Annotated in this window: 10 protein-coding genes and 1 pseudogene; 10 read left to right on the forward strand and 1 reads right to left on the reverse strand. The window is 53.1% G+C overall.

Annotated features, from left to right (window positions below; all coding sequences use genetic code 11):
- Positions 1-587 precede the first annotated feature (587 nt).
- Positions 588-2,507: an ABC-F family ATP-binding cassette domain-containing protein gene (locus FPZ45_RS24340; protein WP_186438558.1), complete on the reverse strand. Its 1,920-nt coding sequence runs from the start codon at positions 2,505-2,507 to the stop codon at positions 588-590.
- A 157-nt stretch (positions 2,508-2,664) separates the two neighbouring features.
- Between FPZ45_RS24340 and FPZ45_RS24345 the strand changes: the two genes are divergently transcribed.
- The 10 genes and pseudogenes from FPZ45_RS24345 to FPZ45_RS25875 all read left to right on the forward strand — a co-directional run.
- On the forward strand, positions 2,665-3,336 hold the full coding sequence (locus FPZ45_RS24345) for a 5-formyltetrahydrofolate cyclo-ligase (RefSeq protein WP_186438554.1): 672 nt from the start codon (positions 2,665-2,667) through the stop codon (positions 3,334-3,336).
- A gap of 29 nt (positions 3,337-3,365) precedes the next feature.
- The gene (gene moaC / locus FPZ45_RS24350; RefSeq protein ID WP_246120583.1) at positions 3,366-3,815 is read left to right on the forward strand and encodes a cyclic pyranopterin monophosphate synthase MoaC; all 450 of its coding nucleotides are present in this window, start codon (positions 3,366-3,368) and stop codon (positions 3,813-3,815) included.
- A 39-nt stretch (positions 3,816-3,854) separates the two neighbouring features.
- Positions 3,855-4,349 (forward strand): MogA/MoaB family molybdenum cofactor biosynthesis protein, encoded by a 495-nt coding sequence (locus FPZ45_RS24355; RefSeq protein ID WP_144707264.1) that lies wholly within the window; start codon positions 3,855-3,857, stop codon positions 4,347-4,349.
- Positions 4,346-5,392, forward strand: a complete 1,047-nt coding sequence (locus FPZ45_RS24360; RefSeq protein WP_144707265.1) for a molybdopterin-binding protein — start codon at positions 4,346-4,348, stop codon at positions 5,390-5,392. Before FPZ45_RS24355 ends, FPZ45_RS24360 begins: the two co-directional genes overlap by 4 nt.
- Before the next feature lie 44 nt (positions 5,393-5,436).
- Positions 5,437-5,667 carry a twin-arginine translocase TatA/TatE family subunit gene (tatA, locus tag FPZ45_RS24365; protein WP_144707266.1) on the forward strand — a complete coding sequence of 77 codons (231 nt, stop codon included), beginning with the start codon at positions 5,437-5,439 and terminating at the stop codon, positions 5,665-5,667.
- 97 nt (positions 5,668-5,764) lie between these two features.
- Positions 5,765-6,541 (forward strand): twin-arginine translocase subunit TatC, encoded by a 777-nt coding sequence (gene tatC / locus FPZ45_RS24370; protein ID WP_144707267.1) that lies wholly within the window; start codon positions 5,765-5,767, stop codon positions 6,539-6,541.
- Positions 6,542-6,705: 164 nt separating this feature from the next.
- A complete protein-coding gene (locus tag FPZ45_RS24375) occupies positions 6,706-7,977 on the forward strand; it encodes a methyl-accepting chemotaxis protein (RefSeq protein ID WP_144707268.1) in 1,272 nt (423 codons plus the stop codon).
- Positions 7,978-8,167: 190 nt separating this feature from the next.
- Positions 8,168-8,452: a co-chaperone GroES gene (gene groES / locus FPZ45_RS24380; protein WP_144707269.1), complete on the forward strand. Its 285-nt coding sequence runs from the start codon at positions 8,168-8,170 to the stop codon at positions 8,450-8,452.
- A 32-nt stretch (positions 8,453-8,484) separates the two neighbouring features.
- Entirely contained in the window at positions 8,485-10,116 is a 1,632-nt protein-coding gene (gene groL, locus FPZ45_RS24385; RefSeq protein ID WP_144707270.1) for a chaperonin GroEL, read from the forward strand.
- A 617-nt stretch (positions 10,117-10,733) separates the two neighbouring features.
- Positions 10,734-13,574, forward strand: a pseudogene (locus FPZ45_RS25875) (RCC1 domain-containing protein); the annotation flags it as partial.
- Positions 13,575-13,584 lie beyond the last annotated feature (10 nt).

The raw sequence follows: 13,584 nt of genomic DNA on the forward strand, positions 1-13,584 counted from the left end.
TTCTCCATAATGGAGTAGACTTTTTCAAGAAGGCCGCCTCATTTCGGTGTTTGTAGGGGTACAAACACTTTACCGAATGGGCGGCCTTTTTTCTACTTTTTTTGGTTAATCAACACGCTTGGGCGAAACCTGACTAAATCGTGCGAAATGGAGCTGCGTGCGTCTGCAGTCCGGCGAAACCAAACTAAATCGTCCGAAATGGCGCTGCGTGCGTCTGTAGTCCGGCGAAACCTAACTAGTTCGCGCGAAAAACCAGCAAGCCAACACCATCTTTCGCCTGTGTGGATAAACTTACCCACAAAGCATGTGTATAATGTGGACAAATCTCCGAAAGCGTTGGCACTAGCGGAGTTGAGAATTGTTGAAAATGGGACTAGTTTTTCACAATTGAACTGTGGGTAATGTGGACAATGTGGATAAAACGGTGGAAAACTGATCCAGTAGGAACAAAAGCGCATAAAAAAGCTTGCGCGCCAACCGCTTGGAAGATGTCAGAATATTGACTATCCTCTTAACGGTGCTCACAAGCTGTGCATAACCATGTGAATATAAAAATCGATTTCAATGGAGGATTACCGCCCCGCGAATTAATCCTCCATTAACGCTTCCCACACTTTAAAGACCTCGTCCAGCTCGTTTTGTTTTCGTTCCGCCTCGGCTTGTTTCTCCCGCAGCTTCACATAATCCGTCGCGATTTCGGGCGAAGCCATCTCTTCCTCAAGCGCCGCGATTTCTTCCTCAAGGCGGGAAATATCGGCTTCCGCTTGCTCGCGCTTGCGGTTGCGGGCTCTATCCTCGCGTTTGGCTTGCTTCTCGGCTTCATAACTGCTGGAGCCGGATTCTTCGACGGACTTCTCGGACGAGTCGTTTTTTGACGCTTCCCATTCCTTCAATTGTTGTTTTTTGGCGACCATCTCGTCGTAATTGCCCAGGAAATGCTCCGCACCGTTCGGCGACATTTCGACCACGCGATCGGCGATACGGTTCAGGAAGTAACGGTCATGAGAGACGAATACCAAAGTGCCGTCGTATTCGTCCAGAGCCGCTTCAAGCACTTCTCGGCTCATCAAATCGAGATGGTTTGTCGGTTCGTCGAGCAGAAGCACGTTCGCTTTAAGCAGCATAAGTTTCGAGAGGGCAACACGGGCTTTTTCCCCGCCGCTTAGTGCGCTGATCTTCTTGCGGACGTCGTCGCCGCTGAACAGGAAATTGCCGAGCACTGTCCGGATTTCAGCCTCCGGCTGATGCGGATACGCGCTCCATACTTCCTCCAGCACCGTGTTCGCCGGATTGAGTTCCCGTTGATCTTGGTCGTAATAGCCTAAGGACACGCCAGCTCCCCATTCGATCACGCCGCCGCGTACAGGCAACTTGTTGATGAGCGCGCGGAGCAAAGTCGTCTTGCCGACACCGTTAGGCCCAAGCAGCGCGACGCGTTCGCCTCGCTTGACCTCGAACGATACGTTCCGGAACAAGGGAGGCATTTCTTCTTTGGGTGCGGCAGAACAGTTAATGACCCGAAGCACTTCTTTGCCGCTGCGGCGTTCGGTCGTAAATGAGAAGTTCGCTTGCCGCAACGCGTTCGGCTTTTCCAATCGCTCGATTCTCTCCAAAGCGTTCCGACGGCTTTGGGCCCGGCGCGTCGTCGAGGCGCGAACGATGTTGCGCTGGATGAAATCCTCCATGCGGGAGATTTCCTTGCGCTGCTGCTCATACAGCTTGAGCTGCTGGGAGAACGCCGCGGCTTTCAAATCCATGAACCGGCTATAATTGCCGGTATAACGCGTAGCTTCATGCCGTTCGATCTCGACGATGGCCGTAACCGTTGCATCGAGGAAGTACCGGTCATGGGAGACGATGACCATCGCTCCGGCATAGGATCTCAAGTACTGTTCCAACCAAGTCAACGTATCGATGTCCAAATGGTTGGTCGGCTCATCGAGGAGCAGCAATTCGGGCTGAACGAGCAGCAATCGGGCCAATGCCAGCCGGGTACGTTGTCCGCCGCTGAGCGAAGCGACTTCAGTGTCCGGCGGGAATTCGCCGAAGCCCATCCCGTGCAAAATGCTGCGAACGCGGTTCTTCATCTCATAACCGCCGCTTTCGCGAAACTTCTCGCTCAGATTGGCGTATTGCGCGAGCAACGCTTCATATCGCTCTGCGTTTTCAAGCTCCACGGGGTCTGCGATTCGCTCTTCCATAAGTTGAAGCGCTTTTTCCTGTTCCAACAGGGGGCCGAACGCGGAATTCATTTCTTCCATGATCGTCCGGTGTCCCTGCAAACCGCCGTTTTGCGCCAAATATCCGATTTTCAGCTCTCTAGGCTTCGATACCGCGCCAGTGTCCGCGACGATCTCGCCCGCGAGGATGCGCAGGAACGTGGATTTCCCGGCGCCGTTGACGCCGACCAAGCCGATGCGGTCGCGTTCGTTGATTTGCAGCGATATTCCTTCGAGAACGGGGGTTACGCCATAATGTTTAGTAATGCTGGATGCTTGCAGAAGCAAGAGGAATCCCTCCGACAAGTTCATTTCGGCCTTACTCCCCAAGTGTACCGTAAATTCGCAAGAATTGTCCAAATCGTGATCTTTTGGCGAAAATAGGCTTTCAATGATAAAATGAAAATAGATTTTTTTACGGTTTTCGAAGGTAGGCATGCCTTTAATGGAGAATATACATCAGTATTCGAATAAACCTGAATGGCGCAAGCGGATGGCTGTCGTCAGAGACGGTCTGTCCGTTGCGGAGCGGGCCAAGCGGTCCGTCCAAATATGCGAGCTGTTGGAAACCGTCGTTTTTAGCGAAATGCGACGTAAGCTTGCCCGTCCGCTGAGTTTATGCGCATATGCGCCTTTTCGATCCGAAGCTTCACCGGTACCCTTAATGGAAACGTGCTGGTCGATGGGAGATTCGATCTATGCTCCCAGAATCAGAACGGCCGGAGAAGGCATGGAGCTGCGAAGAGTGACAGGAATGTCTGATTGGGCTCCCGGGAGATGGGGCGTTCCAGAGCCGGATCCGCAACGTGCCGAATTGATGGAAGAGGCGAACCCGATAGACGTTGTGCTCGTTCCCGGAATGGCTTATAGTTTGTCGGGAGGGAAGATCGCGAGATTAGGGTACGGCGGCGGATACTACGACCGACTCTATTCGGAACGGTCACGTGTGACGGATAAAAGGACGTTGTGGATAGGATTTGCGTATGCCCTGCAGGTTGTCGCCGAGCCGCTTCCGATAGAACCGCATGACCTGCCGCTGGACGGACTCGCAACGGACGAAGATTTGATTTGGTCGGATAGAGGTGAGCGATCGTGGAACGAGCCGGAGACGGGCTGACGCATTTTAACGAACAAGGCCGCGCCCGGATGGTGGACATCTCGGACAAAGCGGTTACGGCGAGAGTCGCCGTTGCCGAAGGACGGGTCGTCATGGCGCCGGAGACGCTTAGGAGAATTCGCGAAGGCGCGATCGCCAAAGGCGACGTGCTGGCTGTTGCCCAGATCGCCGGTATCCAAGCAGCCAAGAAAACATCTGACTGGATTCCGATGTGCCATCCTCTTCCGCTTACCGGCGTAGATATCCGTTTTTCGGATGACGGAACGAATACGCTGACGATAACGGCCGAAGTAAAGACAACTGGGAGGACGGGCGTGGAGATGGAGGCGTTAACCGCCGTAACCGCGGCCGCTCTGACCGTTTACGATATGTGCAAAGCTGTGCAGAAAGACATCATCATCGATGCCGTGAAGCTGCTGGCCAAAACGGGCGGCAAAAACGGAGATTACATCGGATTGGCGGAACAACAGGAATCATAAAGATCAAGCTCATACTCATGGGAGCGGGGGGATGGCAGGGTGAGGTGGAAGGTAGCTTTACTGACGGCTAGCGATAAAGGGTCGCGCGGGGAACGCGAAGATACGAGCGCTCAGGTCGTCCGCGAGTTGATCGAAGAGGAATTGGGCGGGGATATCGTCGATTACCGGATCGTTCCCGACGATCAAGACGAAATCCGCGCTGCGCTCATCGAGATGGCGGACTATTATCAAGCGGATCTTGTTTTGACGACGGGCGGAACCGGACTTGCGTTCAGGGACGTGACGCCGGAAGCGACGCTTATGGTCGCGGAAAGACTCGTTCCGGGAATTCCGGAAACGATGAGAGAGGTTGTCTCCCGGCGTTCGCGCCACGGGATGCTGTTTCGCGGCGTATGCGCGATCCGGGGGAGAACTTTGATCTTGAATTTACCGGGAGACCCGAAAGGGGTACATGAGCACCTTATGGCCGTGATGGATTTGCTGCCGGAAGCGCTTGACCAGGTAAAAGGAATGCGAAGGGAGCGCGAGGCATGACTTCTTCCGGGCATCGGCCGTCGAACGAAAACGCTGCCGATTCTACCCGCTTGAGAGAAGTGAAGGTTGAGGAAGCCATCGGCCTGAGGCTCGCGCACGACTTGACGCAGATCGTTCCCGGACAATTCAAGGGCTGTCTGTTTCCCAAAGGGCATATCGTCACCCGGGAAGATATTCCCAAGCTTAAGGATATCGGAAAAGAGCACCTTTACGTGATCGAGCTTGCCGAGACGGATTTACACGAAGACGATGCCGCGCTTCGGATGGCGGCGGCTCTCTGCGGCGATAACGTCACATACGGGGAACCGCGAGAGGGCAAAGTCGGCATCCGCTCGGAAATCGTCGGCTTAACGAGCATCGCCGCCGAGGTCGTTCACGAAATAAATAGACTAGGAGACATCGCGCTTGCGACCGTCCTTAACCATCGCGTCGTCCGACCGGGCGAAGGACTGGCTGCGACGAGGGCGATTCCGCTAATCGTTCCCGAGTCGAAGGTCCGGGACGCCGAGAAGATCGTGGAGTACTATCGCGGTAAGCACGGCGTCGCGCCGATCGGCGTCAGACCGCTCCGTTCCATGAAAGCGGGGATGCTGACGACGGGTACCGAGGTATATACGGGGCGGATTGAGGACAAGTTCGGTCCCGCGGTCAGGGCCAAGCTTGAAGCGTTGGGCTCTGAAGTGGCCGAGCATCGGTTCGCGCCGGATGATCGTCATACAATTGTCAATGATATTTACTATTTACGAGAACAAGGGTATGATATGATACTCGTGACAGGCGGCATGTCGGTAGATCCCGACGACCGCACGCCGGGCGCGATCGCCGCGGCGGGAGCCGATATCGTCAGCTACGGCACGCCGATGCTGCCGGGCTCGATGCTGTTGTTCGGCTATTTGCGGGGCGTGCCGATATTTGGCTTGCCGGGATGCGTCATGTACGATCCTTATACTTCTTTTGATGTTTTATTACCTAGAATATTGGCTGGAGATACGCTAGCGAAGGAAGACATCGTCGCGCTTGGATACGGCGGTCTTCATCGTTGACGAGTATCGAGCGAGTCACATTTACAAGAACGGAGGTTGGGTAAATGTCGGGCATTGGAGCTTCGGGTATTATCTTGCTCGTATTGATCGCATTGCTGCTTTTCGGACCGAACAAGCTGCCGGAATTGGGCAGAGCTTTCGGCCGGACGCTGAGCGAGTTCAAGAAGGGCGCTAACGAACTGGTGGGCGATCAGAAGGACCGTCAGCCGCAACGCGCGGAAGTTTCTTCCGAAGAAACGGAAAAAACGCAAGCGGAACGGCGCCTCCCGGAATAACCGGGATGGGCAAGGAACACCTAATGGGGCTGTCCCTCGGCGCAGATGTAACATTTGCGGAGGGACGGCCCCATTGTTGTATGGAGGCGAGTATAAGATGAAGGAAACGGCGAATTCGCCGCAGGCTCAGGACGGGATGCCGCTGACGGAGCATTTGGGCGAGCTGCGCAAACGAATTATTTATTGTTTGATCGTATTTATAATCGGGTTGGTCGGGGGGTTATTCGGCTCTGAGCCGGTATTCGATTACTTAGTGGCGGCCGCTCCTATCGATAACCTGGACTTGCACGCGTTCTCGCCTTGGGACGCGATCGGTCTCTATATGAAATTCGCGTTTCTGATCTCGTTTATCATCGCGATTCCTTTCGCCATGTTTCAGCTATGGGCTTTCGTCCGCCCGGCGTTGGGCGAGAAGGAGCAGAAATCCACGCTACAGTTCGTGCCAGGGGCTTTGATCATGTTTCTGATCGGACTGGCGTTTTCTTATTTCGTCGTCTTTCCGATGGCATTTCTTTTTACGGAGAAAGTAACGCATAACCTCGGATTGGAACAAACTTATGGGGTGACGCAGTACTTCTCGTTTTTATTCAACATTTTGCTGCCCATTTCCTTATTGTTCGAACTTCCGCTGGTCATCCTTTTCTTAACCCGAATCGGAATTCTCAATCCCATGCTGCTGAAGAAAATGCGAAAAGTCGCCTGGTTTATCCTGATCTTCATCGGCGTAATCGTGACTCCACCGGACGTCGTGTCGGATATGCTCGTTGCCATACCGCTAATTTTGCTGTATGAATTAAGCGTGCTTCTGTCGAGAATGGCTTACGGGAAACGAATGAAGGAACTAATGGCCCGAGAATCGGAACTGGACGATTAAACGAATAGGTCTACCCGCCCCTCCTGCAATCACGATTATCGCAAGCCCGAAATTCAAAAATGAGCAAAAAGTGTCAATTTTCGATATTCCAAATGGGAAAATTATGATACACTTGTTTCGAGTAAGGGCTTACATTGGTCGGTTAATTCCGGGAGGGACAGGGCATGCGCGAGATGACTTTAGGTCGTAAAATTACGATCGGTTACGTTGGAATGCTTGTATTGTTAATCGTGGCTTTCGTATTGCTGCTTACGGGACTTGATCTTGCCGGCAAGACGACGGTTCTTGTCGAGGTGCTTGTCATTTTCTTGGTCATTGCCGTCGCGGGCGGCTTCGGTCTGTTGTGGCTCGTGAGAAATTTGACCGAATCGATCGGCGGTGTAACAGCTACGCTGCGGAATATCGCTTCCTCCGGCGGGGATTTAACCAGACGTATACATATTCGCTCCACTGACGAGATGGGCGACCTGGCCAATGCCGCGAACCAGATGCTCGACGGACTTCAGAAAATGATGAGAGAGCTTCGCGACAGCACGGCCGAGCTTGCGGCCTCGGCGATCCAACTCAAGCAGGGCGCGGACGAGAACGCTCGGGTCAGCAGCGAAGTATCCAAAGCGGTCGAGAAAGTAGCGGCGGGTTCGGAAACGCAAGTCGCGCAATCGCAGGAAATTTCCGCGACGATGCAAGAGACGCTCGACGGCTTGAACCAAGTCGCGGGAACGACGACCGGCGTGTCCGACGCGGCGCAATCGACGGTCGGCCGCGCGGCGGAAGGCTCCGAGTTGCTGCAGACGACGTCCGTTGAAATTAACCAAGTCGGCACAGCTTTCCGTTCGTTGCAGGAAGTCGTAAGAGGTTTGAATCATAAGTCCGATGAAGTCAAAGAAGTTATCGGATACATATCGGAAGTCGCGAACCAAACGAACCTGCTTGCGCTGAACGCCGCGATCGAAGCGGCGCGCGCGGGCGAGCACGGGCGAGGGTTTGCGGTCGTCGCCGGCGAAATCCGCAAGCTGGCCGATCAAACGCAGCAGTCGGCAGTTCAAATCGGCGAGACGATCGGCACGATGTCGAGCGATATCGGACAAGTGGCTACGATGTTCGAGCAAAGCGCCGGACAAGTGTTCGCGGCGGTGGAAGGCATGCAGAACGCCGATGAAACTTTCCGCGATATTGTCGGCAAAGTCGGTCAGCTGAGCTCTGACATCGTCGATGTCGCGGCATCGGTCGAGCAGATGACGGCGGGCAGTGCGTCCGTCGTGCAGTCGATCCAAGACGTTTCCCGGATTACGGAAGAAACGGCTTCCTTCACGGAACAAGTATCGGCGATGACCGAACAGCAGCTATCGTCGACGGAAGAGATGGCCCGCACCGCGGAGAATCTAAGTTCGATGGCTTCGCGGCTGAAAGCGCTGGTTGGAAACTTCAAGACTTAAGTTATCTTGAATACGAAGCGGATTCGCGGCAAACGCGGTCCGCTTTTTTTGTGCAAGATTTAACTTAAAAGGACTTGAAAACCGGCTTTAAATTCCGTATCATAGGAAATGGTTATTAGCACTTGGCATAATTGAGTGCTAAAAGAATGGCTTCAATTAAAAAAGCAAATTTAAGAAGGAGGCTATTTACATGATTAAACCTTTGGCAGATCGCGTTCTTATCGAACCGAGCGCAAAAGAAGAAAAAACGCTTAGCGGCATCGTATTGCCGGATACAGCGAAAGAAAAGCCGCAAGAAGGAACGATCGTTGCGGTAGGCAGCGGAACTTTGAATAAAGACGGTGAACGGGTCGCGCTGGAAGTGAAAGAGGGCGATCGCGTGTTGTTCTCTAAATATGCGGGCACGGAAATCAAATACGAAGGCAAAGAGTATTTGATTATGAAAGAAAGCGACATCCACGCGATCGTGGGTTAATACTTAGAAGACTTTAAGGAGGTTCATTAAAGATGGCTAAAGAAATTCGTTTCAGTGAAGACGCTCGCCGCGCGATGCTTCGCGGCGTCGATACCTTGGCGAACGTAGTGAAAGTTACGCTCGGACCGAAAGGCCGCAACGTCGTACTGGAGAAGAAATTCGGTTCTCCGCTGATCACGAACGACGGCGTTACGATCGCTAAAGAGATCGAGTTGGAAGATTCCTTCGAAAACATGGGCGCTCAACTTGTTAAAGAAGTCGCGACCAAAACGAACGACATCGCTGGTGACGGTACAACAACCGCTACGGTTCTTGCTCAAGCGATGATTCGCGAAGGCTTGAAGAACGTAACGGCTGGCGCTAACCCTATGGTTATCCGTAAAGGGATCGACAAAGCGGTTAGAGCGGCTGTTGAAGAGCTGCAAAAGATTTCTAAGCCAGTTGAAGGTCGTAACGATATCGCTCAAGTCGCAGCCATCTCTGCTGCAGACGATGAAGTTGGCGTATTGATCGCGGACGCGATGGATAAAGTCGGCAAAGACGGCGTTATTACCGTCGAAGAATCCAAAGGCTTCAACACGGATCTGGAAGTGGTTGAAGGGATGCAATTCGACCGAGGCTACATCACTCCATACATGATCACGGACACGGACAAAATGGAAGCCATTTTGGAAAATCCGCTCATCCTGATCACGGATAAGAAAATCTCCAACATCCAAGAAATTCTGCCTGTGCTGGAGAAAGTCGTTCAATCCGGCAAGCAATTGCTGATCATCGCGGAAGACATCGAAGGCGAAGCGTTGTCCACGCTCGTCGTCAACCGTCTGCGCGGCACGTTCACTTGCGTCGGCGTTAAAGCTCCTGGCTTCGGCGATCGCCGCAAAGCGATGCTGCAAGACATCGCGGCTCTGACCGGCGGTCAAGTGATCACCGAAGAGCTCGGCCTCGAATTGAAATCGACTTCCCTGCAACAATTGGGTACGGCACGTCAAGTGCGCGTAAATAAAGAAAACACGATCGTCGTCGACGGTGCAGGCGATAAAGCCGACATCGAAGCTCGCGTGAACCAAATCAAAGCGCAAATCGAAGATACGACTTCCGACTTTGATCGCGAGAAATTGCAAGAGCGCTTGGCTAAACTGGCTGGCGGCGTTGCGGTTATCAAAGTCGGCGCGGCTACTGAAACCGAGCTGAAAGAGCGCAAGCTTCGCATTGAAGATGCTCTGAACGCAACTCGTGCAGCAGTTGAAGAAGGTATCGTTTCCGGTGGTGGTACTGCATTGGTTAACGTATTCGCGGCTGTTGCAGCTGTTAAAGCTGAAGGCGACGAGAAAACAGGCGTGAACATCATTCTTCGCGCTCTGGAAGAGCCGATCCGTACAATCGCGGCTAACGCTGGCCAAGAAGGCTCCGTTATCGTTGAGCGTCTGAAGAAGGAAGCTGTTGGTACTGGCTACAACGCTGCTTCCGGCGAATGGGTTAACATGTTCGAAGCCGGCATCATCGATCCGGTGAAAGTGACTCGCTCTGCTCTGCAGAACGCTGCTTCCGTAGCGGCTGTCTTCTTGACAACCGAAGCGGTTATCGCTGACAAGCCAGAACCGAAGGGCGCACCTGCAATGCCTGACATGGGCGGCATGGGCGGCATGGGCGGCATGATGTAATAAGGGCTGAGCCCTTGCGGAGCAAGGGTTTCTCCTCAGGGTAACAGCGATTGCCCACATCGTGTAAACAGAAGACACCGTGAGTGATGAAAATCGCTCTACGGTGTCTTCTGTTTTTAGGAAAGAGAGGAAGCTGTAGAAGCATTCTCGTACGATTCTGGATCGATTTAATGAACGGATATGCTCCCCATACGGTAGACAGGTGAAATAATAAAACCTGTTTTCCGTGAGGGGAGCATTTTTCATGTCTCAAACAGAACAACACAGATTCAGAGAAATGTACCATAATCCAGCAGATCGAAAGTGGACAAATTGATGTGAAAAGAGTGTGTTGCAAACACGAACTTAAAGTTTTCTTTACATTCACTATATGGGTCGATCTACCATGATAAAATAGAGGAGATTTTTGACGAATCTTGTATGTTACGGATTCTCTTCTGAATTTGGATATCAAAAAACGGCGATCAATTAAAGAACTTGGAGATGATAATGTTGTCTATTAAATGGAAAAAATCTCGCTATGTTGCTTTATTTCTATTTTTTTGTTGTTGCTTAATGTGACGTTGCCATTTGGTACTCCAAAGGCGGATGCGGCGCAAACGGGGATCGGAAGCCGCGTGGAAAAAATTTCCGCGGGAGAGCAGCATTCGCTAGCGCTGAAATCGGACGGCACCGTCGTCGCTTGGGGAGGTAATTCTAAAGGTGAAACGAACGTGCCGGATGGGCTTACTGGAGTGATGTCGATCGCCGCGGGAACTTACTTCTCGCTAGCGCTGAAATCGGACGGCACCGTTGTCGCTTGGGGAAATAATGATTGGGGTCAAACGAACGTGCCTGCAGGCCTCACTGGTGTGGTATCGATCTCCGCGGGAGTGTACCATTCGCTGGCGCTGAAATCGGATGGCACCGTCGTCGCTTGGGGACGTAATAATGATGGTCAAAGTAACGTGCCGGGAGGGCTCACTGGAGTGGTGTCGATCGCCGCGGGAGGGCAGCATTCGCTAGCGCTGAAATCGGACGGCACGGTCGTCGCTTGGGGTTATAATAGTTTTGGTCAAACGAACGTGCCGGGGGGGCTTACCGATGTGGTGTCAATCGCTGCGGGATATTACCATTCGATGGCGCTGAAATCGGACGGCACCGTCGTCGCTTGGGGACAAAATGCGAGTGGACAAACGAACGTTCCGGGAGGGCTCTCTGGAGTGATGTCGATCTCCGCGAGAGGGTTTCATTCGCTGGCGCTGAAATCGGACGGCACGGTCGTCGCTTGGGGTCATAATAATTTTGGTCAAGCGAACGTGCCGGCAGGGCTCACTGGAGTGGTGTCGATCGCCGGGGGAGTGTACCATTCGCTTGCGCTGAAATCGGATGGCACCGTCGTCGCTTGGGGATATAATGATTGGGGTCAAACGACCGTGCCGGCTGGTCTTGCTTCGCCTGTCAAAGGCAGCAGGATCGCCGGGGGAACGAATCATTCGTTGGCGCTGAAATCGGACGGCACGGTCGTCGCTTGGGGCGATAATAATTATGGTCAAACGAACGTGCCGGTTGGGCTCACTGGAGTGGTGTCGATCGCTGGTCGAGGGAGCCATTCGTTGGCGCTGAAATCGGACGGCACCATCGTCGCTTGGGGATATAATGGGTACGGTCAAACGACCGTGCCTAATGGGCTAAACGGTGTGGTGTCGATCGCCGGTGGAGGAAATCATTCGCTAGCGCTGAAATCGGACGGCACCGTCGCCGCTTGGGGATATAATGGGTACGGTCAAACGACCGTGTCTGGGCTCACTGGAGTGGTGTCGATCGCCGCGGGAGGGTTCCATTCGCTAGCGCTGAAATCGGACGGCACCGTCGTCGCTTGGGGATATAATGGGTACGGTCAAACGACCGTGCCGGGTGGGCTCACAGAAGTGGTGTCGATCGCAGCGGGAGATTACCATTCGCTAGCGCTGAAATCAGACGGCACGGTCGTCGCTTGGGGCGATAATAATTATGGTCAAACGACCGTGCCGGTTGGGCTCACTGGAGTGGTGTCGATCGCCGCGGGAGATTACCATTCGCTAGCGCTGAAATCGGACGGCACCGTCGTCGCTTGGGGAGATAATGGGGAAGGTCAAACGACCGTGCCGGGCAACGACAACCTGAACGGTCTTGCGCTGCAGGAGGGTTCATTTGACAAATCATTTTCGCCTTCCGTCACATCTTATACGTATTCCTATATCGGCTCGTCGGTATCGAGCGTGAACGTAACTGCGGAGCTGGCAGACACGACGTACGCGGGCTTATATGTCAACAATCAGCCGCAAGAAAGCGACAGCGCTGCTACGGTCAGCATCTCGGGAGATACGACGGTCATACCCGTTCGGGTCGAGCCTTATTTCAAACCAGCCAAGACGTATACGATTACTGTGTTGAGGGACTCTACACCTCCGGTGATCAGCTTCGGTACGAACGGCAATGCAAGCTGGTCGCAGTCGGCATCGACCGCGGTGACGGTGACCGACGCGGAAAGCGGAGTAGACGCCTCCTCGCTGCAATACGCGTGGACGCAAAGCACTGCGACTCCGTCAACGGGCTGGACATCGTTTACAAGCGGAGGTACGCTGTCGAAGAACGGAGTCGACGGGGACTGGTATTTGCACATCCGTGCGCAGGATGGAGCAGGCAATACGGCGAATGCGGTGTCGAACCGTTTCCGCCTGCGAGCGGCTTCAACAGGATCGACTTCAACAGGATCGCATTCGTATGTGCCGGATATGAAGCCTGTTATAGACCTCAACGGTGGTTCTCCGGAGCCTACGGTTGATGTATTTAACAGAAGCATTGTTAATGAAGCCGACTTAGTAAAGACGATTGAATCCAAAGTAGCGGAAGCTAAGGAAGTAAATGCTACAATGGACTTTGCTGATACGCAAGGGCACTGGGCTGAAAAGACAATCGATATCTTCGTCCAATTGAACCTGATTAATGGCTACAAAGATGGTACGTTTAGACCGAACAATCCGATCACACGCGCTGAGTTTGCAGCGTTTCTGAATCGCGCGTTCAATATCCAAGGTGGCAGCCATACGAGTGTTGTATTGAAGGACATTGGTGATAGCTGGGCTAAGGATGAAATTGAGAATCTAGTAGCTGCAGGGGTAATCAATGGCTACACGGATGGTACGTTCAAGCCGAATCAAACGATTACACGTGAAGAAATGGTGGTTATGCTGTCCCGCATTGTAAATCTTAACAACTTGGAGAAGGACACCACAAAAGGCAATTTCAATGATCTGAATGGTGCTTATGCAGTTGAGGAGATCCATGCGGCAGCGCAGGCAAGTATTGTTAGCGGTAAAGGGGATGGAAGATTCGATCCTAAGAGTAATGCCACACGCGCGGAAGCGCTGCAGATTATCTTGAATGTGCTCAAGCTTAACCCACAGGTGAAGACGTTATTGGACTCGCTTAGCTAGTATTTGGGGG

The organism is Cohnella terricola, from assembly GCF_007786475.1.
In the GTDB taxonomy this organism is placed as follows: Bacteria; Bacillota; Bacilli; order Paenibacillales; family Paenibacillaceae; genus Cohnella; species Cohnella terricola.